Annotated in this window: 18 protein-coding genes; 11 read left to right on the top strand and 7 right to left on the bottom strand. The window is 64.7% G+C overall.

The window, feature by feature from the left end; translation table 11 throughout:
• Positions 1–66 precede the first annotated feature (66 nt).
• From rimP to truB, 5 genes are all read left to right on the top strand, one after another.
• Positions 67–525, top strand: coding sequence for a ribosome maturation factor RimP (rimP, locus tag DM992_RS13715; protein ID WP_011351796.1), 459 nt, complete (start codon positions 67–69; stop codon positions 523–525).
• Complete coding sequence (nusA, locus tag DM992_RS13710) at positions 525–2,000, top strand: transcription termination factor NusA (protein WP_034184027.1); 1,476 nt, start codon at positions 525–527, stop codon at positions 1,998–2,000. Before rimP ends, nusA begins: the two co-directional genes overlap by 1 nt.
• Positions 2,001–2,091: 91 nt before the next feature.
• Positions 2,092–5,028 carry a translation initiation factor IF-2 gene (gene infB / locus DM992_RS13705; RefSeq protein ID WP_111017208.1) on the top strand — a complete coding sequence of 979 codons (2,937 nt, stop codon included), beginning with the start codon at positions 2,092–2,094 and terminating at the stop codon, positions 5,026–5,028.
• 115 nt (positions 5,029–5,143) lie between these two features.
• Positions 5,144–5,542 carry a 30S ribosome-binding factor RbfA gene (gene rbfA, locus DM992_RS13700; protein WP_034184029.1) on the top strand — a complete coding sequence of 133 codons (399 nt, stop codon included), beginning with the start codon at positions 5,144–5,146 and terminating at the stop codon, positions 5,540–5,542.
• A gap of 13 nt (positions 5,543–5,555) precedes the next feature.
• Complete coding sequence (gene truB, locus DM992_RS13695) at positions 5,556–6,488, top strand: tRNA pseudouridine(55) synthase TruB (RefSeq protein ID WP_111017207.1); 933 nt, start codon at positions 5,556–5,558, stop codon at positions 6,486–6,488.
• 101 nt (positions 6,489–6,589) lie between these two features.
• On the opposite strand, the gene DM992_RS13690 is transcribed toward truB, so the two are convergent.
• The 4 genes from DM992_RS13690 to DM992_RS13675 all read right to left on the bottom strand — a co-directional run bounded on the left by DM992_RS13690 (position 6,590) and on the right by DM992_RS13675 (position 11,524).
• Positions 6,590–8,149 (bottom strand): DHA2 family efflux MFS transporter permease subunit, encoded by a 1,560-nt coding sequence (locus DM992_RS13690; protein ID WP_111017206.1) that lies wholly within the window; start codon positions 8,147–8,149, stop codon positions 6,590–6,592.
• Between the two features lie 29 nt (positions 8,150–8,178).
• Complete coding sequence (locus DM992_RS13685; protein WP_111017205.1) at positions 8,179–9,396, bottom strand: HlyD family efflux transporter periplasmic adaptor subunit; 1,218 nt, start codon at positions 9,394–9,396, stop codon at positions 8,179–8,181.
• 52 nt (positions 9,397–9,448) lie between these two features.
• Complete coding sequence (locus DM992_RS13680) at positions 9,449–10,945, bottom strand: efflux transporter outer membrane subunit (RefSeq protein WP_111017204.1); 1,497 nt, start codon at positions 10,943–10,945, stop codon at positions 9,449–9,451.
• 87 nt (positions 10,946–11,032) lie between these two features.
• Entirely contained in the window at positions 11,033–11,524 is a 492-nt protein-coding gene (locus tag DM992_RS13675; protein WP_111017203.1) for a MarR family transcriptional regulator, read from the bottom strand.
• A 327-nt stretch (positions 11,525–11,851) separates the two neighbouring features.
• Between DM992_RS13675 and typA the strand changes: the two genes are divergently transcribed.
• The 6 genes from typA (at position 11,852) to DM992_RS13640 (ending at position 21,532) form a co-directional block, all read left to right on the top strand.
• Positions 11,852–13,678: a translational GTPase TypA gene (typA, locus tag DM992_RS13665; protein ID WP_034184035.1), complete on the top strand. Its 1,827-nt coding sequence runs from the start codon at positions 11,852–11,854 to the stop codon at positions 13,676–13,678.
• A 320-nt stretch (positions 13,679–13,998) separates the two neighbouring features.
• Positions 13,999–16,863 carry a 2-oxoglutarate dehydrogenase E1 component gene (locus tag DM992_RS13660; RefSeq protein ID WP_072441703.1) on the top strand — a complete coding sequence of 955 codons (2,865 nt, stop codon included), beginning with the start codon at positions 13,999–14,001 and terminating at the stop codon, positions 16,861–16,863.
• Positions 16,864–16,998: 135 nt separating this feature from the next.
• A complete protein-coding gene (odhB, locus tag DM992_RS13655) occupies positions 16,999–18,270 on the top strand; it encodes a 2-oxoglutarate dehydrogenase complex dihydrolipoyllysine-residue succinyltransferase (protein ID WP_111017202.1) in 1,272 nt (423 codons plus the stop codon).
• An 81-nt stretch (positions 18,271–18,351) separates the two neighbouring features.
• Positions 18,352–19,782 (top strand): dihydrolipoyl dehydrogenase, encoded by a 1,431-nt coding sequence (gene lpdA / locus DM992_RS13650; protein WP_111017201.1) that lies wholly within the window; start codon positions 18,352–18,354, stop codon positions 19,780–19,782.
• A 97-nt stretch (positions 19,783–19,879) separates the two neighbouring features.
• Positions 19,880–20,977 carry a cell division protein ZapE gene (zapE, locus tag DM992_RS13645; protein WP_034184039.1) on the top strand — a complete coding sequence of 366 codons (1,098 nt, stop codon included), beginning with the start codon at positions 19,880–19,882 and terminating at the stop codon, positions 20,975–20,977.
• 144 nt (positions 20,978–21,121) lie between these two features.
• Positions 21,122–21,532, top strand: coding sequence for a transposase (locus tag DM992_RS13640; protein ID WP_162631652.1), 411 nt, complete (start codon positions 21,122–21,124; stop codon positions 21,530–21,532).
• A gap of 102 nt (positions 21,533–21,634) precedes the next feature.
• On the opposite strand, the gene DM992_RS13635 is transcribed toward DM992_RS13640, so the two are convergent.
• From DM992_RS13635 to DM992_RS13625, 3 genes are all read right to left on the bottom strand, one after another.
• Complete coding sequence (locus tag DM992_RS13635) at positions 21,635–22,096, bottom strand: DUF2147 domain-containing protein (protein WP_111017199.1); 462 nt, start codon at positions 22,094–22,096, stop codon at positions 21,635–21,637.
• A 165-nt stretch (positions 22,097–22,261) separates the two neighbouring features.
• Positions 22,262–23,947: a ShlB/FhaC/HecB family hemolysin secretion/activation protein gene (locus tag DM992_RS13630; RefSeq protein ID WP_111017198.1), complete on the bottom strand. Its 1,686-nt coding sequence runs from the start codon at positions 23,945–23,947 to the stop codon at positions 22,262–22,264.
• A gap of 144 nt (positions 23,948–24,091) precedes the next feature.
• The gene (locus DM992_RS13625) at positions 24,092–25,441 is read right to left on the bottom strand and encodes a collagen-like triple helix repeat-containing protein (protein ID WP_111017197.1); all 1,350 of its coding nucleotides are present in this window, start codon (positions 25,439–25,441) and stop codon (positions 24,092–24,094) included.
• Between the last annotated feature and the right edge of the window lie 11 nt (positions 25,442–25,452).

The following is a 25,452-nucleotide window of genomic DNA, read 5'->3' as shown; positions in this document are numbered from 1 at the left end:
CGCCGGCTAAGGCGCGCGCCCGCGGGTGAATCGCGAGCGGCGGGCGCGAACACCTGAGAGGACACTGTGCAACTGACGGAACTGATAGAAACCACGGTCACCGGGCTCGGCTACGAGCTGGTGGATCTCGAGCGCACCGGGCGCGGCATGCTTTGCATCTATATCGATCAGCCTGCCGGCATCTCGCTCGAAGATTGCGAAAAGGTCACGCGTCAGCTCCAGCACGTCTTGACGGTCGAAAACATCGATTACGAACGGCTCGAAGTCTCGTCCCCGGGGCTCGACCGCCCGTTGAAGAAGCTGGCCGACTTCGAGCGCTTCGCCGGCAGCGAAGTATCCGTGACCTTGAAAAAGCCGCTGGACGGGCGCAAGACGTACCGGGGCATTCTGCACGCGCCGAATGGCGAAACGATCGGTTTGGAATTTGAAGGGAAGAAGGGCGAGGCGGCCATGCTGGATTTCACGCTGGCCGATATCGACAAAGCCCGCCTGATTCCGCAAGTTGACTTTAGGAGCCGCAAATAATGAGTCGCGAAGTGTTGATGCTGGTGGATGCGCTGGCGCGCGAGAAAAACGTCGACAAGGATGTGGTGCTGGGCGCCCTCGAGGCTGCGCTCGCGTCCGCTTCCAAGAAGCTGTTCGACGAAGGCGCCGAAATCCGCGTCCATATCGATCGCGAAAGCGGCGAGCACGAAACCTTCCGTCGCTGGCTCGTCGTGCCCGACGAGGCAGGCTTGCAGGAGCCGGATCGCGAGATCCTGCTGTTCGAAGCGCGTGAGCAGAAGCCCGATGTCGAAGTCGGCGAATATGTCGAGGAACCCGTGCCGTCGATCGAGTTCGGTCGCATCGGCGCGCAGGCCGCGAAGCAGGTGATCCTGCAGAAGGTGCGCGACGCGGAGCGCGAGCAGATCCTGAACGATTACCTCGAGCGCGGCGAAAAGATCATGACGGGCACGGTGAAGCGCCTCGACAAGGGCAACTTCATCGTCGAATCGGGCCGTGTCGAAGCGCTGCTGCGCCGCGATCAGCTGATCCCGAAGGAAAACCTGCGCGTGGGCGACCGCGTGCGCGCGTACATCGCGAAGGTCGACCGCACCGCGCGCGGCCCGCAGATCGAGCTGTCGCGCACGGCGCCCGAGTTCCTGATGAAGCTGTTCGAGATGGAAGTGCCGGAAATCGAGCAGGGCCTGCTCGAGATCAAGGCGGCGGCCCGCGACCCGGGCGTGCGCGCGAAGATCGGCGTCATCGCATACGACAAGCGGATCGATCCGATCGGCACCTGCGTCGGCATTCGCGGCTCGCGCGTGCAGGCCGTGCGCAACGAGCTCGGTGGCGAAAACATCGACATCGTGCTATGGTCGGAGGATCCCGCCCAGTTCGTGATCGGCGCGCTCGCGCCGGCAGCTGTCCAGTCGATCGTCGTCGATGAAGAAAAGCACTCGATGGACGTCGTCGTCGACGAGAACGAGCTGGCTGTCGCGATCGGCCGCAGCGGTCAGAACGTTCGCCTTGCCGGCGAGTTGACCGGCTGGCAGATCAACATCATGACGCCGGACGAATCCGCCCTGAAGCAGGGTGAAGAGCGCGACCGGCTGCGTGCGCTGTTCATGGCGCGTCTCGACGTCGACGAAGAAGTTGCCGACATCCTGATCGACGAAGGATTCACGAGCCTCGAAGAGATCGCTTACGTGCCGCTCAACGAAATGCTCGAAATCGAGGCGTTCGACGAGGACACCGTGCACGAACTGCGCAACCGCGCACGCGACGCGCTGTTGACGATGGCCATCGCGAACGAAGAAAAGGTCGAGAACGCAGCGCTGGATCTGAAGAGCCTCGACGGCGTCACGCCGGAGCTGCTCGCGAAGCTGGCCGAACATGGTGTGCAGACGCGAGACGATCTCGCCGAGCTTGCAGTGGATGAACTGGTCGACCTGACCGGGATGGAAGAGGATGCCGCTAAGGCGTTGATCATGAAAGCACGTGAACACTGGTTCCAGTGAGAAATGACCATGGCGCACTGATTTGATGGCGGCCGTATGGCCTGACCCGATGCTAACAGCAAGGAATCGGTCCTTGCACTAAGAGGAATGAATGGCGAGTAACAACGTAGCCCAATTTGCCGCGGAACTGAAAATGCCTGCTGGTGTGCTGCTCGAACAGCTGCAGGCAGCGGGCGTCCAGAAAGCGAGTGAAGACGATGCGCTGTCCGAAGCGGACAAGGCGCGTCTGCTCGATCATTTGCGCAAGTCGCACGGCGCAACCGACGGCGACAAGCGCAAGATCACGCTGACCCGCAAGCATACGTCGGAGATCAAGCAATCTGACGCGACGGGCAAGGCTCGCACCATTCAGGTCGAGGTCCGCAAGAAGCGCACGTTCGTCAAGCGCGACGACGTGAGCGATGGCGCGGAACAGGGTCAGGCGCAGGTCGCCGAAGCGGACGACGATGCAGAACTGAAGCGTCGCGAGGAAGAAGCGCGCCGCGAGGCCGAGCTGCTCGAGAAGCAGGCTCAGGAACTGCGCGAGCGCCAGGAGCGCCTCGAGCGCGAGGAGGCCGAGCGCCGTGCCCGCGAGGAAGCGGCTGAAGCCGAGCGCCGTCGCGCCGAGGAAGAAGCTGCGGCGAAGCGTGCCGCGGCCGAAGCCGCTGCGGCACAGCAGCAGGCGGCAGCGCAGCAGGCCGCCGCGGCCGAGCCGGAAGCACCGAGTGGGCAGTCCGCGCAGGACGAAGCGCGCGCGGCCGCCGAAGCCCGCGCGGCTGCCGAACGTGCGGCGCAGCGCGAAGCGGCGAAGAAGGCCGAGGATGCTGCCCGCGAGGCGGCGGACAAGGCGCGCGCCGAGCAGGAAGAGATCAGCAAGCGCCGTGCGGCCGCCGAGGCCGAAGCGCGCGCGATCCGCGAAATGATGAACACGCCGCGCAAGGCCGTGGTCAAGGCAGTCGAGCCGCCGAAGCCGGTCGAGCCGCCGAAGCCGGCCGAAGCGAAGGGCACGCTGCACAAGCCGGCGAAGCCCGAAGGTGCGCAGGCGCGTCCGGCGGTGAAGAAGCCGGCCGGCGCAGCACCGGCCGCGACGCAGGCACCGGCAGGCGCGGGCGACCGCAACAAGAAGCCGGGCGCAGGCAAGGGCGGCTGGCAGGATGACGCGGCGAAGCGCCGCGGCATCAAGACGCGCGGCGATTCGAGCGGCGGCGTCGACCGCGGCTGGCGCGGTGGCCCTAAGGGCCGCGGCCGTCACCAGGACAGCGCATCGTCGTTCCAGGCACCGACCGAGCCGATCGTGCGTGAAGTGCACGTGCCGGAAACCGTGTCGGTTGCCGATCTCGCGCACAAGATGTCGATCAAGGCCTCGGAAGTCATCAAGGTGATGATGAAGATGGGCCAGATGGTCACGATCAACCAGGTGCTGGACCAGGAAACGGCGATGATCGTCGTCGAGGAACTGGGCCACCGCGCGGTTGCCGCGAAGCTGGACGATCCGGAAGCGCTGCTCGTCGAAGGCGAAACGACCACCGATGCGGAGCAGCTGCCGCGTCCGCCGGTCGTCACGGTGATGGGTCACGTCGACCACGGCAAGACCTCGCTGCTCGACCACATCCGCCGCGCGAAGGTTGCCGCGGGCGAAGCAGGCGGTATTACGCAGCATATCGGCGCATATCACGTCGATACGCCGCGCGGTGTCATCACGTTCCTCGATACGCCGGGTCACGAGGCGTTCACGGCAATGCGTGCACGCGGCGCGAAGGCGACCGACATCGTGGTGCTGGTGGTGGCGGCCGACGACGGCGTGATGCCGCAGACGAAGGAAGCAATCGCCCACGCGAAGGCGGGTGGCGTGCCGATCGTCGTCGCGATCAACAAGATCGACAAGCCGGATGCGAACCCCGAGCGCGTCAAGCAGGAGTTGGTCGCGGAAGGTGTTGTGCCGGAAGAGTACGGTGGCGATTCGCCGTTCGTGCCGGTGTCGGCGAAGACGGGTGCCGGCATCGACGATCTGCTTGAGAACGTGCTGCTGCAGGCCGAAGTGCTGGAACTGAAGGCACCGGTCGAAGCGCCGGCCAAGGGCATCGTGATCGAAGCGAAGCTCGACAAGGGCAAGGGCCCGGTCGCGACGATCCTCGTGCAGTCCGGTACGCTGAACCGCGGCGACATCGTGCTGGCGGGTACGGCCTACGGCCGCGTGCGCGCGATGCTCGACGAGAACGGCAAGCCGACGAAGGAAGCCGGCCCGTCGATCCCGGTCGAAATCCAGGGTCTGTCGGAAGTGCCGGGTGCGGGCGAGGAAGTGATCGTGCTGCCGGACGAGCGCAAGGCACGTGAAATCGCGCTGTTCCGTCAGGGCAAGTTCCGTGACGTGAAGCTCGCGAAGCAGCAGGCCGCGAAGCTGGAAAGCATGCTCGAGCAGATGGGCGAAGGCGAAGTACAGAACCTGCCGCTCATTATCAAGGCAGACGTGCAGGGTTCGCAGGAAGCGCTCGTGCAGTCGCTGCTCAAGCTGTCGACCGACGAAGTGCGCGTGCAGATCGTGCACAGCGCAGTGGGCGGCATCAGCGAAAACGACGTCAACCTCGCGACGGCATCGAAGGCGGTCATCATCGGCTTCAACACGCGTGCAGATGCACAGGCGCGCAAGCTGGCCGAGTCGAACGGCATCGACATCCGCTACTACAACATCATCTACGACGCAGTGGATGAGGTGAAGGCGGCAATGTCGGGCATGCTGGCGCCGGAGAAGCGCGAAGTCATCACCGGCATGGTCGAGGTGCGCCAGGTCTTCAAGGTACCGAAGGTCGGTACGGTCGCCGGCTGTATGGTGACGGACGGTATCGTCAAGCGCTCGTCGTCGGTTCGCGTGCTGCGCAACAACGTCGTGATCTTCACGGGCGAACTCGAATCGCTGAAGCGCTTCAAGGACGACGTGAAGGAAGTGAAGCAAGGCTTCGAGTGCGGTATGTCGGTGAAGAACTTCAACGACGTCATCGAAGGCGACCAGTTCGAAGTCTTCGAAGTGACCGAAGTCGCGCGTACGCTGTAACCGTCGCGCATCGGCTCATGGGCGGGGCAGGCTTGGGCCTGTCCCGCCCATTTTCATAGTGGCGCGCCAATAATGGCCTGCCGCTTCATCCTGATAATCGGATCACGGATCGATCATGTCCAGGAAACGGACTTCTCCCAATCGCAACGTTCAGATCGCCGACCAGATTCAGCGCGATCTGTCCGAACTCATCATGCGCGAGGTCAAAGACCCGCGCATCGGCATCGTGACCATCCAGAGCGTGGAGCTCACGCCGGACTACGCGCACGCGAAGGTCTACTTCACGGCGCTCACCGGCGATCCGGAAAAGACGCAGGAGGCGCTGAACCACGCGTCGGGGCACCTGCACAACCTGCTGTTCAAGCGTCTGCACATCCATACGGTGCCGACGCTGCACTTCCATTACGACCAGACGATCGAGAAGGCCGTGGAAATGTCGCGCCTGATCAAGGAAGCGAATTCGACGCGTGCGAAGGACGACGACGAAGCCGACGCGCCGACCAAGGACGACTGAACTCGACCGGCCTATGACGAATGCAGCATCCCAACGCCCGCGCGTGCCCCGGCGCGCGCTGGACGGTGTCCTCCTGCTCGACAAGCCGGTCGGCCTGTCGAGCAACGATGCGCTGATTCGCGCGAAGCGGCTGCTTCTCGCGAAGAAAGCCGGCCACACCGGCACGCTCGATCCGCTGGCTTCGGGCCTGCTGCCGCTGTGTTTCGGCGAGGCGACGAAGTTCTCGCAGGATCTGCTCGAGGCCGACAAGACCTACGAAGCGACGATGCGCCTCGGCCTGCGCACGACCACCGGCGACGCGGAGGGCGAAGTGATCGACACGCGGCCGGTCGAATGCGACCGAGCAGCGGTGGAGGCCGCGCTCGCGCGCTTCACCGGCGAGATCGTGCAGGTGCCGCCGATGTATTCGGCACTCAAGCGCGATGGCAAGCCGCTGTACGAATATGCACGCGCGGGCCAGACCGTCGAACGCGAAGGCCGCAATGTGACGATCCATGCGCTCGACCTGCTTGCCTGCGAGATGCCCGACGTGACGTTTCGCGTGACCTGCAGCAAGGGCACTTATGTGCGCACGCTGGCGGAGGATATCGGCGAGGCGCTCGGTTGCGGTGCGCATCTGACGATGCTTCGTCGCACGGGCGTCGGTGCGCTGACTCTCGAGCATGCGGTGACGCTCGATGCGCTGTCGGACGCCGATGAATCGGCGCGCGATGCGTGGCTCCAGCCGGTCGATGCATTGTTGTCGACGTTTCCGTCCGTTCGTCTCGACGACGCGTGCGCGAAGCGGTTCCTGCATGGTCAACGCCTGCCGCTGTCGGAGCTCGGGCCGATCGATGCGGCTGACGGCGAGCGCGTGCGCGTCTACGATGCAACGCGGCTGCTCGGCGTGGCGCGCAAGGCGAACGGTGTGCTCGCACCGGAACGGCTCGTCGTGACGGCAGCCTGACGCAGCGGCGCGAGCGCGCCGTCGGCGCAACAAAAAGCCCGGTCGATTTCGACCGGGCTTTTTGTTTGGCGTGCGTGCGGTGGCGCGGTGTCGGGCGGCGCTCAATGTGCCGCCGACGCTGCCGCACCGGCATCGCCGCCGCCTGCGCGTTCGGGCTTCGTGATCCAGATCAGCGCAATCAGCAGCACGAAGATCACGGCCGAGATGTAGAACAGGTCGTTCACGCCGAGCTGCGCGGCCTGCTGCGTAGCCTGGTTGTTGATGAGGCCATGCGCCTGGTCCTGCGTCAGCCCGAGATTGCCCATCTGCGTGACGGCCTGGTTGAACGTCGGGTTGTACACGTTCGCCTGCTCGACCAGCTGCGCGTGATGGAAGTTGTTGCGATGATCCCATGCGGTCTGGAAGATCGACGTGCCGATGCCGCCGCACATGATCCGCACGAAGTTCGACAGGCCGGATGCCGCGGGAATGCGGTGGCCGGGCAGGCCGGACAACGTGATCGACACGAGCGGGATGAAGAAGCCGGCCATCGCGATGCCCTGCACGAGCGTCGGCAGCGTCAGCGACCATTCGTCGACGCCCGTCGTATAGCGCGAGCGCATCCAGAAGCACAGTGCGAACGTGAGGAACGCGGCAGTCGCGATGTAGCGCGGATCGGTGCGCGGCAGGAACTTGCCGGTCAGCGGCGACAGCAGGATCGCGAACAGCCCGACCGGCGCCATCACGAGGCCGGCGTCGGTCGCCGTGTAGCCGATCTGGGTCTGCAGCCACAGCGGCAGCAGCACGAGGTTGCCGAAGTAGAGCCCGTAACCGACCGCAAGCGCGACCGTGCCGCCCGTGAAGTTGCGAATCCGGAACAGCGAAAGATCGACGACGGGGTGCTCGGCGGTCAGTTCCCAGATGACGAAGAACGCGAACGAGATGATCGCGATCAGCGCGAGCGCGACGATCGTCGTCGATGCGAACCAGTCGAGATCCTTGCCCTTGTCGAGCATGATCTGCAGCGAGCCGACCCACAGCACCAGCAGTGCGAGACCGACGCCGTCGATCGGGGCGCGGCGCACCGTCGATTCGCGCGAGCGGTAGATCGACCACGTGGCGAGCGCCGCGGCGATGCCGACCGGGATGTTCACGTAGAAGATCCACGGCCACGAGTAGTTGTCAGAGATCCAGCCGCCGAGGATCGGGCCCGCGACCGGTGCAATCAGCGTCGTCATCGACCACAACGCGAGCGCCATCGGCGCCTTCGCGCGCGGATAGCTTGACAGCAGCAGCGATTGCGACAGCGGAATCATCGGGCCGGCGACCGCACCCTGCAGCACGCGCGACGCGAGCAGGAACGGCAGCGTCGGCGCGAGGCCGCACATCCACGACGAGATGACGAACAGGATGATCGACGCGAGGAACAGGCGGACCTGCCCGAAACGGTCGGTCAGCCAGCCCGTCAGCGGCACCGAGATCGCGTTCGCGACCGCGAACGACGTGATGACCCACGTGCCTTGGTCGGACGACACGCCGAGGTCGCCGGAGATGGTCGGGATCGCGACGTTCGCGATGGACGTGTCGAGCACGTTCATGAACACCGCGAGCGACACCGCGATCGTCCCGAGCACGAGTTGCCCGCCCTGCAAGGGCGGGTAGGAGACAGGAGCCTGTGCCATTTCGGTTGTTTTTTCCGGAGTCGGAGCGGTTACATCATCTTCGCGGCGCTGCCTTGCTTCGCCGCGGCCGGCGCCGACGCGTTGCCGCCCGCGTTTTCGGCGATGATGCGCGCGATTTCGGCGTCGGCTTCGTCGCCGTACTTCGCGAACACGCTGGTCTCGTAGACGGTGTTCGGCGCGTTGACGAGCTGGTCGCCGCGTTCGTCCTTGATGTCCACGTCGACCTGCATCGACAGGCCGATGCGCAGCGGATGCTTGTCGAGATCCTTCGGATCGAGCTCGATACGCACCGGCAGGCGCTGCACGACCTTGATCCAGTTGCCGGTCGCGTTCTGCGCCGGCAACAGCGAGAACGCCGAGCCCGTGCCGGCCGAGAAGCCGACGACCTTGCCGTGGTAGACGGCCGACGAGCCGTAGATGTCGGCCGTCAGCTCGACCGGCTGGCCGATGCGCATGTGCTTGAGCTGGACCTCCTTGAAGTTCGCGTCGACCCACACGGCATTCAGCGGCACCACCGACATCAGCGGCGTGCCCGGCGACACGCGCTGGCCGACCTGCACCGAGCGCTTCGCGACGTAGCCCGTGACAGGCGCCGGCAGCACGTTGCGCGCGTTCGCGAGGTACGCGTCGCGAACCTTCGCTGCGGCGGCCATCACGTTCGGGTGCGACGCGATCGTCGTGTTCGCGGTCAGCGCGCGGTTCGAAGCGAGCTGCTGCTGCGCGCCATCGAGCGATGCTTGCGCGGCTTTCACGGCGTCGCGTGCGTGCGAGATCTCTTCCTGCGACACGGCGCCCGTCTGCGCGACGGCCACGCGGCGGCGCAGATCGTCCTGGGCCTTCGACAGGTCGGACTGGCGCAGCGCGACCTGCGCGCGGTACTGGTCGTCGTTGACGAACAGGCCGCGCACCTGGCGCACCGTCTGCGCGAGGTTGGCTTCCGCCTGTTGCAGCGCGACCTGCGAATCGGCCGGGTCGAGCACGACCAGCGGGTCCCCGGCCTTGACCGTTTGCGTATCGTCGGCCTTCACGGCGATCACGGTGCCGGTGACCTGCGGCGTGATCTGCACGACGTTGCCGTTCACGTACGCATCGTCGGTTCCTTCATGGAAGCGGGCGACGAGGAAGTAGTACAGGCCGTACGCGATGGCCGCGATCACGATGACCGCGACGAGCAGCGTCATCATCCGCTTGCGCTTCCCGTTGTTTTGCGGCTGTGCGCTGGCGGCGTTTTGTTGAGGGTCGCTCATGGCGATTTTCTCCGTCCGTTATTTCGAGTGTCTGCGTAGTGGTGGCGCCGGATCAGTTGGCGGCCTGTTTGGTCGGCTTGTCGGCGTCGGGCGCGGCGAGCGGCGTGCCGGTCGCATCGAACCCGCCGCCCAGCGCCTTGATCAGCGCGAGCTGCATGTCGCGCCGGCGCATCTTCAGGTTGGTCACCGTCTGCTCCGACGCGAGGCGGTTGCTGTCCGCGGTCAGCACCTGCAGTTGCGGCGACAGGCCGGCCTTGTAGCGGATCACGGCGAGATCGTAGGCGCGCGTCGACGCGTCGAGCGCACGTTGCGCGTCGCCCATCTGGCGATCGACCGCCCGGATCGACGCGACCTGCGTCGCGACGTCGTTCAGTGCGCCGATCAGCGTCTGGTTGTAGTTCGCCACCGACAGGTCGAAGTCCGCGTAGCGGCCCTTGAGCTGCGCGCGCAGCGCGCCGGCGTCGAAGATCGGCAGATGGATCGCCGGGCCGAACTGCGCCTGACGGCTCGCGAAGTTCAGGAATTTGCCCCAGCCGAACGCATCGAAGCCGAAGCCGGCCGCGAGGTTCACGTCGGGGTAGAACTCGGCCTTCGCTTCCTTGACGTCGTGCATCGCGGCCTCGACCTGCCACCGTGCGGCAACGATGTCGGGGCGGCGCGAGACGAGATCGGCCGGCAGGTTGCCGGGCAGTGCGACTTCGCCGCTCGGATTCATCACGGGCGCCGCGATCTGCAGCCCGCGATCAGGCCCCTTGCCGAGCAGCGCGGCGAGCTGGTAGCGCACCGTCGTGATCTGGCCGTCGAGATCCGACAGCGAAGCCTGGGTCGTCGCGATATTGCCGCGGGCCGTCTGGCGTTCGACGTTGGTATCGAGGCCGGCCGACACGCGGCCGTCGGTGATCTTGCCGACCGTCTCGCGGTTGGCGATCTCGCGTTGCGCGATATCGCGCAGCGCGTAGAGCTGCGCGAGCGAGTTATAGGTGCGCGCGACCGATGACGCGAGCGTGATGCGCGCCTGCTGCATGTCGGCTTCGGCCGCTTTTTCCTGCGACACGGCGGTGTGCAGGCGTTCGCGGTTCTTGCCCCACAGGTCGAGTTCCCACGATGCGCTCGCGAGCGCGTTGTTCTCGCTGTACCACTGGCCGCCGTACGGGGGCGGGAACAGTGCGTTCGACGAATACAGCTCGCGCGTCCACGAGTAGCTGGCTTCGGCTTTCGGCAGCAGGTTCGAGCGCGACGATTCGATGTACGACGATGCCTTCGCGATGCGCGCCTGCGCCTGCGCGATCGACGGATTGCCCTGAAGGGCCTCGTCGATCAGCTTCGGCAACTGCGGATCGCCGAACTGGTTGGCCCAGTCGAGCGCCGGCCACTGGCCGCCCTGGGCCGGCAGGCTTTGTGCGGATTCGAATTGCGACGCGGGGGCGATCTGCTTGTCGCTCTTGATGCCGATGTAATTCGCGCAGCCCGCCAGCGCCAGTGCGGCGACCGCGGCAGCGACGGCGGCGCGGCACGACCCGGCGCGCACGGACAACGGGGAGGGTTTCATCGCGCTGACCCCTGACTCGGAATGAATGATGGACACTGCAAGGATTTCCTTACATTAATCTGTCAAAAGTAATTGTTATGGCAACTATTACGTGATGCTGCCGCCGGCCGTCTCGCAATAGTTGCTGAGAATGCGGCGCAGCATGCTCTTCAGGAACCCGACTTCCTCCGGCGTAAATCCGTCCAGCAACTGGTCGAGCACGCTGCGGAAAATGGGCGGCAGCCGTTCGGCAAGCGCGCGGCCTTCGTCGGTCAGTTCGAGGCGCACGACGCGCCGATCCTCGATGCTGCGCACGCGGGACAGCAGGCCGCGCTTCTCGACCCGGTCGAGCAGGCGCGTGACCGCGCTCGCGTCGATCCCGTATTCGCGTGCGAGCTCGGCGGCCGTCGAGCACTTGCCGACCGCGATCATGAACAGCATGCTCGCCTGCGTGCCCGTGATACCGAGCTCTTCCTGCGTGCGTTGCGTGACGAGGTTGGTCATCACGGACTTCACGCGCGACATCAGATAACCGACGCTGTCGTTCATCTGATACGAAGACAGCGGCGAAGCGGGCGGTTGGGTAGGAGAATCCGACATAAAACCCTGAAGCTGCAATAGTTGACTAGGCAGTAGTATAGGTACAATTGCTTGCCGCGGCAAATGTTAATCGAACGGCAAGGGGCGTGCTTCGCGTGGGAAGAATCCCTTACCGTGATAAGGGTTTTCGGACTGCCGGAGGTGACGCCTTCGGCAGATCTGCGCGTTCGAGGAGGGGCCGGGCCGGCCGGCGTGCTGCGTTGCAACGTGCCAGCCAGCTTTAGACACTCGCACGTGCTATAATTTGAGGCTTTCCCAGCTGCAACGCGCGCGCCCGTGAAAAAACGAGCGGGCGCGCTTGCGCGTTCAAACGATTTCCAGGTTTCTATGACCCGCGCCCTTCGCAACATCGCCATCATCGCCCACGTCGACCACGGCAAGACTACGCTCGTCGACCAACTGCTCCGCCAGTCCGGCACCTTCCGCGAGAACCAGCAGATTGCGGAGCGGGTGATGGACTCGAACGACATCGAAAAGGAGCGCGGGATCACGATTCTCGCGAAGAACTGCGCGGTCGAATACGAAGGCACGCACATCAACATCGTCGACACGCCGGGGCACGCGGACTTCGGTGGCGAGGTGGAGCGCGTGCTGTCGATGGTCGACTCGGTGCTGCTGCTCGTCGACGCGGTCGAGGGCCCGATGCCGCAGACGCGCTTCGTCACGAAGAAGGCGCTCGCGCTCGGCCTGAAGCCGATCGTCGTCGTCAACAAGATCGACCGCCCGGGCGCGCGGATCGACTGGGTCATCAACCAGACGTTCGACCTGTTCGACAAGCTCGGCGCGACGGAAGAGCAGCTTGACTTCCCGATCGTCTACGCATCGGGCCTGAACGGCTATGCGTCGCTCGACCCGGCCACGCGCGAAGGCGACATGCGCCCGTTGTTCGAGGCGATCCTCGCGCACGTGCCGGTCCGCCCGGCCGACCCGGAAGCGCCGCTGCAGCTCCAGATCACGTCGCTCGACTATTCGACGTACGTCGGCCGGATCGGCGTCGGCCGCATCACGCGCGGCCGCATCAAGCCGGGCCAGCCGGTCGTGATGCGCTTCGGCCCGGAAGGCGACGTGCTGAGCCGCAAGATCAACCAGGTGCTGTCGTTCAAGGGTCTCGAGCGCGTGCAGGTCGACTCGGCCGAAGCGGGCGATATCGTGCTGATCAACGGTATTGAAGATGTCGGTATCGGCGCGACGATCTGCGCGGTGGATACGCCGGAGGCGCTCCCGATGATCACCGTCGACGAGCCGACGCTGACGATGAACTTCCTCGTCAACTCGTCGCCGCTCGCAGGCCGCGAAGGCAAGTTCGTGACGAGCCGCCAGATCCGCGACCGCCTGATGAAGGAGCTGAACCACAACGTCGCGCTGCGCGTGAAGGATACCGGCGACGAAACGGTATTCGAAGTGTCGGGCCGCGGCGAACTGCACCTGACGATTCTCGTCGAGAACATGCGTCGCGAAGGCTACGAGCTGGCCGTGTCGCGTCCGCGCGTCGTGATGCAGGAAATCGACGGCGCGAAGCACGAGCCGTACGAACTGCTGACGGTCGACGTCGAGGACGAACACCAGGGCGGCGTGATGGAAGAGCTCGGTCGCCGCAAGGGCGAGATGCTCGACATGGCGTCGGACGGCCGTGGCCGCACGCGTCTGGAATACAAGATCTCGGCGCGCGGCCTGATCGGCTTCCAGAGCGAATTCCTGACGCTCACGCGCGGCACGGGCCTGATGAGCCACATCTTCGACTCGTACGCTCCGGTCAAGGACGGCTCGGTCGGCGAGCGCCGCAACGGCGTGCTGATCTCGCAGGACGACGGCGCGGCCGTGGCGTACGCACTGTGGAAGCTGCAGGATCGCGGCCGCATGTTCGTGAAGCCGGGCGACGCGCTGTATGAGGGCATGATCATCGGCATCCACAGCCGCGACAACGACCTCGTCGTGAACCCGATCAAGGGCAAGCAGCTGACCAACGTGCGCGCGTCGGGCACCGACGAAGCCGTCCGTCTCGTTCCGCCGGTCCAGATGTCGCTGGAATACGCGGTCGAGTTCATCGACGACGACGAGCTCGTCGAGGTGACGCCGCAGTCGATCCGCCTGCGCAAGCGCTTCCTGAAGGAGCACGAGCGTCGCCGCGCGAGCCGCGAAGGCGCGGTCGACTGAGCGTTTCGACCGTTCCCGTGCATGACAAAAAAGGCTGCCTCCGGGCGGCCTTTTTTTGCGTCTGCGCGACGCGCAACCGGATTGTCTGCAAAACACTGTTCCCGCGGGCCGTGGCAATCCGGCAAAACCCCGTCGCGCGGTGCTTTCGGGCACATTTCGCCGTGAACTACGGTATCGGTTCTGTGATATGCTGCGCGCACGCAAGTTTTAGGTCCTTCCAAGCAAGACTTGATTCGCAATCCGCTAAACGGTCAGGCCGTGTCGCGGAAGGTTGAGTAACCCGCTATTTCTCGAGAAGCTCGAAGAAAGGTGAGCGTAAAATGTCAGATGTAATGAAGCAGTTTCAGCTGAACTCTTATCTGTTCGGCGGCAATGCTTCGTACGTTGAAGAACTGTACGATGCATACCTCAACAATCCGGCGTCGGTGCCGGAGAATTGGCGAGAGTATTTTGACGCGCTGCAGAATGTGCCTGCAACGGACGGTTCGAATGCCAATGACGTCGCGCATTTCCCGATCGTCGAATCGTTTGCCGAGCGTGCGAAGGCCAATGCCTTCATCCCGCGCGAAAGCGGCACCAATCTGGCTGCGGCACGCAAGCAGGTTCACGTCCAGTCCCTCATCAGCGCCTATCGCTTCCTTGGCTCGCAATGGGCCAATCTGGATCCCCTGAAGCGTCGCGAACGTCCCGCCATTCCCGAACTCGAACCCGCGTTCTACGACTTCTCCGAAGGCGACCTCGACCAGACGTACAGCGCGAGCAACCTGTATTTCGGTTTCGACCAGGCTTCGCTGCGCGATATCGTCAAGGGCCTGCGCGACACGTACTGCGGCACGATCGGCGCCGAGTACATGTACATCAGCGACCCGGAACAGAAGCGCTGGTGGCAGGAGCGCCTGGAGTCGACCCGCGCGACGCCGAACTTCTCGGCAGACGAGAAGAAGCACATCCTGAATCGCCTGACGGCCGCTGAAGGCCTCGAGCGTTACCTGCACACGAAGTACGTCGGCCAGAAGCGCTTCTCGCTCGAAGGCGGCGAAAGCTTCATCGCGGCGATGGACGAAGTCGTCCAGCATGCGGGCAAGCGCGGCGTGCAGGAAATCATCATCGGCATGGCCCACCGTGGCCGCCTGAACGTGCTCGTCAACACGCTCGGCAAGATGCCGGCTGATCTGTTCGCCGAATTCGAAGGCAAGCACGTCGACGACCTGCCGGCCGGCGACGTGAAGTACCACAAGGGCTTCTCGTCGGACGTGTCGACGGAAGGCGGCCCGGTCCACCTGTCGCTTGCATTCAACCCGTCGCACCTCGAAATCGTGAACCCGGTGGTCGAAGGTTCCGCGAAGGCGCGGATGGACCGCCGCGGCGACGAAGACGGCCTGCAGGTGCTGCCGGTGCAGATCCACGGCGACGCGGCCTTCGCGGGCCAGGGCGTCGTGATGGAAACGCTGAACCTCGCGCAGACGCGCGGTTACGGCACGCACGGCACGCTGCACATCGTCATCAACAACCAGATCGGCTTCACGACGTCCGACCCGCGCGACGCGCGCTCGACGCTGTACTGTACCGACGTCGTCAAGATGATCGAGGCGCCGGTGCTGCACGTGAACGGCGACGATCCGGAAGCGGTGATCCTCGCGACGCAGATCGCGATCGACTACCGGATGCAGTTCCACAAGGATGTCGTGATCGACATCGTCTGCTTCCGCAAGCTGGGCCACAACGAGCAGGACACGCCGGCCGTCACGCAGCCGCTGATGTACAAGAAGATCGCGCAGCACCCGGGCACCCGTGCGCTGTACGCCGAGAAGCTCGTGCAGCAGGGCGTGATCACCGCGGAAGACGCCGACAACTACGTGAAGGCGTACCGCAAGGCGATGGACGACGGTCACCACACGGTCGACCCGGTCCTGTCGAACTACAAGAGCAAGTACGCGGTCGACTGGGTTCCGTTCCTGAACCGCAAGTGGACGGATGCGGCCGACACGGCCGTGCCGCTCGCCGAACTGAAGCGCCTCGGCGAACGCATCACGACGGTCCCGGAAAACTTCAAGGTCCACCCGCTCGTCGAGCGCGTGATCAACGACCGCCGCAACATGGCGCGCGGCGACCAGCCGCTCGACTGGGGCATGGGCGAGCACCTCGCGTTCGCGTCGCTCGTCGCATCGGGCTACTCGGTGCGCCTGACGGGCCAGGACTCGGGCCGCGGCACGTTCACGCACCGTCACGCGGTGCTGCACGACCAGAACCGCGAGCGCTGGAACGACGGCACGTACGTGCCGCTGCAGAACATCGCCGAAGGCCAGGCGAAGTTCACGGTGATCGACTCGGTGCTGTCGGAAGAAGCGGTGCTGGGCTTCGAATACGGTTACTCGACCGCCGAGCCGAACACGCTCGTGCTGTGGGAAGCGCAGTTCGGCGACTTCGTCAACGGCGCGCAGGTCGTGATCGACCAGTTCATCTCGTCGGGCGAAGTGAAGTGGGGCCGCGTGTCGGGTCTGACGATGCTGCTGCCGCACGGCTATGAAGGCCAGGGTCCGGAACACTCGTCGACCCGAATCGAGCGTTTCCTGCAACTGTGCGCGGATCACAACATGCAGGTCGTCCAGCCGACGACGCCGGCTCAGATCTTCCACCTGCTGCGTCGCCAGATGATCCGTCTGTTCCGCAAGCCGCTGATCGTCGCAACGCCGAAGTCGCTGCTGCGTCACAAGGAAGCGGTGTCGGACCTGTCGGAACTCGCGAAGGGTTCGTTCCAGCCGGTGCTGGGCGAAACCGACGGCGGCATCGACGCGAAGAAGGTCAAGCGCGTGCTCGCATGCTCGGGCCGCGTGTATTACGACCTCGTCGCACATCGCCGCGAAGCGAAGGCGAACGACGTCGCGATCATCCGTATCGAGCAGCTGTATCCGTTCGCGCACAAGCAGTTCGAAGCCGAAATGAAGAAGTACGAGAACGCGACTGAAGTGGTCTGGGTGCAGGACGAGCCGCAGAACCAGGGCCCCTGGTTCTACGTCGAGCACCATCTGAAGGAAGGCATGAAGGAAGGGCAGAAGCTGGCATACAGCGGCCGTCCGGCTTCGGCCTCGCCGGCGGTTGGCTACTACGCGAAGCACTACGAGCAGCAGAAGGCCCTGATCGAAGGTGCTTTCGGCCGCCTGAAGAGCGCATCGATCGCGAAATAACCGGCGGAAGCGAAACGGGAAGGCGCGCGGCGCTTTCCCGTCTCTTTTGGCCTGCCGGGCGCGTCGCGCGCCGCACCGGCCGAAGGAGTCGCACGAACCTCGTCATTACCCAGATTAAGCATCCAGGAAAATCACATGGCTATCGTAGAAGTCAAAGTCCCCCAGCTTTCGGAGTCGGTTTCGGAAGCCACCATGCTGCAGTGGAAGAAGAAGCCGGGCGAAGCAGTCGCGCAAGACGAAATCCTGATCGAACTCGAGACCGACAAGGTCGTGCTCGAAGTGCCGGCACCGGCCGCGGGCGTGCTCGCGCAAGTGCTGCAGAACGACGGTGACACGGTGGTTGCCGATCAGCTGATCGCGACGATCGACACCGAAGCGAAGGCAGGTGCGGCAGAAGCAGCGGCGGGCGCCTCCGAAGTCAAGCCGGCAGCAGCGCCTGCTGCAGCCGCACCGGCAGCACAGCCGGTTGCCGCAGCGGCATCGTCGGCCACCGCATCGCCGGCCGCATCGAAGCTGCTGGCCGAGAAGGGCCTGTCGGCAGGCGACATCGCAGGTTCGGGCCGCGACGGCCGCGTCACGAAGGGCGACGCGCTGGCAGCAGGCAGCGCACCGAAGGCCGCTCCGGCCGCCGCACCGGCCAAGGCCGCTGCGAAGCCGTCGCTGCCGGAAGTGAAGGTACCGGCGTCGGCGACGACCTGGCTGAACGACCGTCCGGAACAGCGCGTGCCGATGTCGCGCCTGCGTGCGCGTATCGCCGAGCGTCTGCTCGAATCGCAGCAGACCAACGCGATCCTGACGACGTTCAACGAAGTCAACATGGCTCCGGTCATGGAACTGCGCAACAAGTACAAGGACAAGTTCGAGAAGGAACATGGCGTGAAGCTCGGCTTCATGTCGTTCTTCGTGAAGGCGGCCGTGCATGCGCTGAAGAAGTTCCCGCTCGTGAACGCGTCGATCGACGGTAACGACATCGTCTACCACGGCTACTTCGACATCGGTATCGCCGTCGGCTCGCCGCGCGGCCTCGTCGTGCCGATCCTGCGCAACGCGGATCAACTGAGCCTCGCCGACATCGAGAAGAAGATCGCCGAATTCGGCCAGAAGGCGAAGGACGGCAAGCTGTCGATCGAGGAAATGACGGGCGGTACGTTCTCGATCTCGAACGGCGGCGTGTTCGGCTCGATGCTGTCGACCCCGATCATCAACCCGCCGCAGTCGGCGATCCTCGGCGTGCACGCGACGAAGGAGCGTCCGGTTGTCGAAAACGGCCAGATCGTGATCCGTCCGATCAACTATCTGGCGCTGTCGTACGACCACCGGATCATCGACGGCCGCGAAGCCGTGCTGTCGCTCGTCGCGATGAAGGATGCGCTCGAGGATCCGGCACGCCTGCTGCTCGACCTGTAAGCCGAGTTTCACCGCATTGACCCGCTCCGCACGGGCGCGCAGACGCGCGACCGTGCGGACGTACAAGTAGAAAGGATTTCCATGTCCAAGGAATTTGACGTCGTCGTGATCGGCGCCGGCCCCGGCGGCTACATCGCCGCGATCCGCGCCGCGCAGCTGGGCAAGACCGTTGCCTGTATCGAAAAGTGGAAGAACCCGGCCGGCGCGCTGAAGCTCGGCGGCACCTGCCTGAACGTGGGCTGCATCCCGTCGAAGGCGCTGCTCGCGTCGTCGGAAGAGTTCGAGAACACGTCGCATCACCTGGCCGACCACGGCATCACGGTCGACGGCGTGAAGATCGACATCGCGAAGATGATCGGCCGCAAGGACGCGATCGTCGAGAAGATGACGAGCGGGATCGAGTTCCTGTTCAAGAAGAACAAGATCACCTGGCTGAAGGGCCATGGCAAGTTCGCCGGCAAGACCGACGCCGGCGTGCAGATCGAAGTGAGCGGCGAGGGTGAAGCCGAAGTCGTCACCGCGAAGAACGTGATCATCGCGACGGGCTCGAAGGCGCGTCACCTGCCGGGCATCCCGGTCGACAACAAGATCGTGTCGGACAACGAAGGTGCGCTGACGTTCGACTCGGTGCCGAAGAAGCTCGCCGTGATCGGCGCAGGCGTGATCGGCCTCGAACTCGGCTCGGTGTGGCGTCGCCTGGGTGCCGAAGTGACGGTACTCGAAGCGCTGCCGGCATTCCTCGGCGCAGCCGACGAAGCGCTCGCGAAGGAAGCGGCCAAGCTGTTCAAGAAGCAGGGCCTCGACATCCATCTCGGCGTGAAGATCGGCGAAGTGAAGACGACCGCGAACGGCGTGTCGATCGCCTACACGGACAAGGACGGCAACGCGCAGACGCTCGACGCCGACCGCCTGATCGTGTCGGTCGGCCGCGTGCCGAACACCGACAACCTCGGCCTCGAGGCAATCGGCCTGAAGGCGAACGAGCGCGGCTTCATCGACGTCGACGACCACTGCCGCACGGCGGTGCCGAACGTGTACGCGATCGGCGACGTGGTGCGCGGCCCGATGCTTGCGCACAAGGCGGAAGATGAAGGCGTGCTGGTCGCGGAAGTGATCGACGGCCAGAAGCCGCACATCGACTACAACTGCATTCCGTGGGTGATCTACACCTACCCGGAAATCGCGTGGGTCGGCAAGACGGAGCAGCAACTGAAGGCGGAAGGCCGCGAGATCAAGTCGGGCAAGTTCCCGTTCTCGATCAACGGCCGCGCGCTCGGCATGAACGCACCGGACGGTTTCGTGAAGATGATCGCGGACGCGAAGACCGACGAACTGCTCGGCGTGCACGTGATCGGCGCGAACGCGTCGGACCTGATCGCGGAAGCCGTGGTGGCGATGGAATTCAAGGCGGCGTCGGAAGACATCGCCCGCATCTGCCATCCGCACCCGTCGATGTCGGAAGTGATGCGCGAAGCGGCGCTCGCCGTCGACAAGCGCTCGCTGAACAGCTGAGCGCGGTAAGCGCCAGCCGGCCCTCGGCCGGCGCAGCCGTCTCATGACGAAGGCGGGCGGGGTTTCCCGCTCGCCTTCGTTCTTTCCGGTTTGCCCGATGAACGTCACCGAATACTACACGCGCGAACTGACCACGCGCGGCTATCAGTCCGACCCCGCGCAGCGCGCCGCGGTCGATCGCCTGCAGCGCTGTTTCGACGAGTGGGTCGAATACAAGGCGCGCCGCTCGAACGCGTTCAAGAAGCTCATCATTCATCCGGACCTGCCGCGCGGCGTCTACATGTGGGGCGGTGTCGGTCGCGGCAAGAGCTTCCTGATGGACAGCTTCTACGCGGTCGTACCCGTGCAGCGCAAGACGCGCCTGCACTTCCACGAATTCATGCGCGAAGTGCACCGCGAGCTCGAGGAGCTGAAAGGGCAGGCCGATCCGCTCGACGAACTCGCGCGGCGCATTGCGAAGCGTTACCGGCTGATCTGCTTCGACGAGTTCCACGTGTCGGACATTGCCGACGCGATGATCCTGTACCGTCTGCTCGATCGCCTGTTCAACAACGGTGTGCAGTTCGTGATGACGTCCAACTACGATCCCGACGACCTGTATCCGGACGGGCTGCATCGCGACCGCATGCTGCCGGCGATCGCGCTGATCAAGGAAAAGCTCGACGTGCTCAACGTCGACGCGGGTGTCGACTATCGCCAGCGCACGCTCGCGCAGGTGCAGATGTATCACACGCCGCTTGGCGCCGACGCCGATCGCGAACTGCGCCATGCGTTCGCGAAGCTCGCCGCGGTACCCGACGAAAGCCCGATCCTGCATATCGAGAAGCGCGAGCTGAAGGCGCTGCGCAAGGCGGACGGCGTCGTATGGTTCGACTTCGCGACGCTGTGCGGCGGCCCGCGATCGCAGAACGACTATCTCGAACTCGCGAGCCGCTTCCATGCGATCGTGCTGTCCGAGGTGCCGCAGATGTCGCCGCGGATGGCGTCCGAGGCGCGCCGCTTTACCTGGCTGATCGACGTGCTGTACGACCATAAGGTCAAGCTGCTGATGTCCGCGGCGGTGCCGGCGGAGCAGTTGTACGTCGAAGGCCCGATGGCGAACGAATTCGCGCGCACGGTTTCGCGTATCGTCGAGATGCAGTCGAAGGAGTATCTTGAAACGCCGCGCCGTATCGTCGATACTTCGCTGACCTGATTGCGATTCTCGGTAATTGGCGCGATTCAAACGTCAATTCCGGTCAAATCGATGAAATCTCGGGGTATTTTCGGATTTGTCTTATATTCATTGTTGAGGTGAGCCGATATCGTTGTGTCATGGTTACCAAGGCTGGAGATGTCCATGACACCGTATCGCGATCTGACCGACCATGAGTGGCGCTGCGTCGCACCGCTTCTGCCCGAAATGCAGCCGCGCACCGAGTTGCGCGGCCGACCGTTAGCCAATACGCGTGCCGTGCTGAACGGCGTGCTCTGGGTGATCTACAGCGGCGCAACATGGTCCGCCATGCCGCGCCGTTACCCTTCGTATCAGACATGCCATCGCCGCTTCAAGGTATGGCACGAGACGGGCACGTTGTTGAGCGTGATGCGTGAGCTCTATGGCGATTCGGGCATGAGTCTGTGCAACGAACTGTCCACACGGATGCGCAAGCATACGCAATCGAAGGCAGCGGAGGCGCGTAGCAGCATCGCGCCCGCGTGTCGTGCGCCGGGCGGCTATGTTTCGGACACGTTGAAGCACGCGGCGTGATGTCCGTCGTTTGCTTCTGCGCCCGTACCAAAAGAAAATCGGCCTGACGACTTTGTCGCAGGCCGATTTTTTATCGAGCCGCGCATTTCAGCGCGTGCTGCGTTATTGCTGGCGTACCCAGGTCTGCGAACGGCCGAGCAGCGACACGCCGATATAACCGCGCACGACGAGCTTCTGGCCGCCATCTTCAAGCGTCATCTTGCACTTGTAGACCTTGCCGTTTTCCGGGTCGAGAATGTTGCCGCCGTCCCAGTGGTCGCCGTCCTTCTTCATCGCCTTGATGATCGTCATGCCCTTGATGAGCTGATCCTTGCGCTCGTCCGTGCAGGCGGTGCAGCGGCGATCAGGCGTATCGTTCGCGCCGAGGCCCTTGACGACCTTGCCCGCCAGCGAACCGTCGCCGTCCTCGGCGATCTGCACGAGTGCCTTTGGCTGATGCGTGTTGTCGTCGATCGTCTGCCACATGCCGACGGGGTTGTCGGCCTGAGCGAACGTGGGTGCTGCGCAGGCGAGCAGTACGCCGGCGACGGCGATTGCACGCAACGGACGGGTCAGTTGAATCATTGTCATCCTCCTTGTTTTGCATGTCGTGTGCGATTCGCCCGCACGACCGCCTGCATGGGGCGGGCATGTTGCGAGCTTCGCCAGAATACGTGAAACCGCGCGCCACGTTTGATAGAGGGGACTCTATTCGAAACAGCCCGCGTGATGCGAGCTGTTCGCGACCGATCAGTTGAGCTGATACGAGAATGCGGCGTTGATGCGCGGGCTGCGCGACGCGCTTTCGACCGGCGCGTCGCCAACCGGTTTTGCGACGTTCAGGTCGAGACTGTAATAACGGCTGTCCGTGAACCGCACGCCGATGCCGACCGACGACATGCGGTTCGGCGACGGCGTGCCCGCGTGCAGGTACACGCGCGCCATGTCGTACGCGATGTACGGCGTGACGGATTTCAGGTATGTCCAGCCTGGCGAGAAGCCGCGGTTGACCTCCAGCGACATCCCCCAGCCCGAGTCGCCCGACGTTTCGCCTGGCTGGTAGCCGAGCGCGTAGCGGGTCGAGCCGAACGAGATCTGTTCGGACGTAGGCAGCGAGTCGGGGCTGTATTGCCCGGTCAGCGAAACCGACGTGCCGATCCGGAACGGCCATTCGTTCGTTTGCGTGAAGGTCGCGCCGGTGCGGACGAAGGTCAGCGAAATCGGGCTGTCCGCCGAGGTCGTCGTCGTGCCGACGGTCACGTCCTGCGCTTTCGACGCGCCGAGGATGTTGAACCCCTTCGCGACGTTGACACTCAGCTTCTGTACCTGTTTCGGCGAAACGCTTGTGTAGTCGAGCTGCATCTGCAGCACGCGGACCTGCGAGCGCGTGTCGAGCGTCGCGCCGTTGATCTGGTTCTGATAACGGTCTTCGTTATGTGATGCGTAGCCTGAAACCGTGCCGAGCAGGCTGCGCTGGTTGTTCAGCAGCAACGGATAGGATGCCGAAAGACCGAGCTTCTCGTTTTTGACGGTGCGTTCGACATATGACGGCAGCCCCGGGTTGTCGGTCGGCTTGCCGCGATAGGTGCTTGCGTCGAGGCGCGTGATCAGGCCGCTGCTGCCGACGGGTACCGCGCCGCTGAACGCGAAGTAGGTCTGCTTGTCACGCCCCGGCGGCGCCAGCGCGGAGATGCTCAGTTGCTCGCCGAACGACGTCAGGCCGTTTTCTGTGGCGGTGATGAGACCCTGGACGCCCGGGTGATTGAAGTCGATACCGGTGCTGACGTTGAACGGCTTGCGATCGACCGCGAGTTCGAGTGTCGTGGCTCCTTCGGTGGTTTGCGGCGGCGGCACGTTCGCCTTCACCGTGAGGCCGGGCAGCAGGCCGAACGTGTTCACGTAGCGCTCGAACGTCGCGCGGCGCAGCGGGCGATCTGCAGTGATATGCGCGGCGATCGCGCGAATCTTCGGTTCCATTGCGCCGGGCTTGCCGGTGACCTTGACGTCCGACACATAGCCTTCGACGACGGTGATTCGCACGACGCCGTTCTCGAACGTCTGCGCGGGAACGAACGCGAACGACAGCGCGTAGCCGCGATCCTGATACAGCTTCGTCACGCCGTTGGCGGTTTCGATCAACTCGCCGATCGTGATGTCCTTGCCGACGAGGGGGGTGAAGCGGCGCGAGATTTCCTCGAACGGCACCGACTTCACGCCTTCGACCTGGAACGTCGCCGGCGTCAGGTGTCGCGACAGCAGCTCCTGCAGTTGCGGCGCCTGGGGTGCGACCTGCACGGTGACGTTCGGGCCGGTCTTCGGTGCGTTGATCTGGGGAAGGGAGTCGAGCGGGTTACCCGCGACGCGCGTTTGTGCGTGTGCCGTGCCTGCTGCCGCGAAGGCGAGCAGCATCATCCATCTGTCGAGTCTGGATTTCATTGTTCTTCCTCGTAGGCCTTGCTTTTCATCTTCTTGCTAATGCTGTCGCGCGACACCTGGGTGTCGCGCGACGCGTGCCGCTATGCCGGGTGTATTTGTACGGCCGCGCCGTTCGCTCCGGCTGCGACGCTGCGACCGTCGTCCTTACTTGCCAACGCTACCCAGCGTGCCCAGCAACCCCGTTACCGGTGCGAGCAGCCCCGTCGAACCGCTACCCGACGATGCCGTACCCGACACGCCGCCGATCAGCGACGTGACCGGTGCAAGCGGGCTCGAGCCCCCGGACCCGGCTGCACCGCCGACTGCTCCGGTGACAGTATTCAGTAAACCGGTGACAGGCGCGAGAGGGTTTGCACTGCCTGCGCTGCCCGTTGCGCCGCCGAGCGTGCCCGTGACCGTCGATACGAGATTCGTGACCGGAGCGAGCGGGCCGCTGCTCGTGCCGCCCGTTGCGCCGCCGAGTGCGCCCGTGAGCGAGCCGAGCGGCGTCGAGCCGAGACCCGACAGCAGGCCGCCGAGCGGGTTCGTCGAACCGGAGCCTGACGACGTGCCGTTCTGGACGCCAGCTGTCGAACCGCCGACGAGGCTCGTGATCAGGCCGGGAATCGGTGCTGCACCGTTCGGGCCGTTCGGGTTGACGAGACCACCCGCGTTGGTCACGGTGTTGCCGACCGCGGTCACGAGTTGACCGACATCGCCGACGAGCGGTTGGTTCGATGTGCTACCGACCTGCTTGCCGGCCGAGCTGATCGCGCCGCCGATCTGGCCGAGCAGGCCCGAGACGGGTTGGCCGAGGCCGGTCGTCGTGCCGACCTGTTGCGTGACCTGACCGGCGGTGATCACGAGCGGCGTGATCGCCGAGCTGAGCGGCTGCGTGACCTGCTGCACGGCACCCGACGACAGCGTCGAACCGATCGTCGTGCCGGCAGCCGTCAGGCCGTTGGCGACCGTGTCGAGCACGGTGCCGACCGGGGTCGTGACGGGAGCGAGCGGCGCAAGCGGGCCCGTACCGAGCGCCTTGACCGTCGAACTCAGCCCGGACACCGTGTTGCTCGTCGCGCCGACGACATTGCCGAGACCGGCAACCGTCGTGCCGACCGGATCCTTCGTCGAGCCGATCTGTCCCAGCCCGTTGCTCACCGCATCGGCGGCTGCGCCGACGATCGTGCCGGTGCTGGCGACCGTGCTGCCGACACCCTTCGTTACGCCGTCGCCGAGGCCCGGCAGGCTGATGTTGCCGACCGTGCTGCCGAGGTCGCTGGCCGTCTGGCCGACCGTGCTGACGACACCTTTGGTGCCGGTGGTCGTGCCGCTGGTACCGCTCGTGCCGGACGTACCGCTCGTGCCGCTGGACGAGCCGCCATTGTTGCTGGTCGGCGGCGAGCTGACGCCGCCGCCGCCGCAGGCGGCCAGCAGGCAGGCTGCGGCGAAAGCGGTGAGGGGCATGCGCCACTGGCGCAGGGCGGCCGTCGTGAGAGAACGTTGCAGGGACATGATGAACTCCT

Origin of the sequence: Burkholderia sp. JP2-270, from assembly GCF_003233675.1 — a bacterium.
In the GTDB taxonomy this organism is placed as follows: Bacteria; Pseudomonadota; Gammaproteobacteria; order Burkholderiales; family Burkholderiaceae; genus Burkholderia; species Burkholderia pyrrocinia_C.
This window is presented reverse-complemented; position numbering and strand designations above follow the sequence as displayed.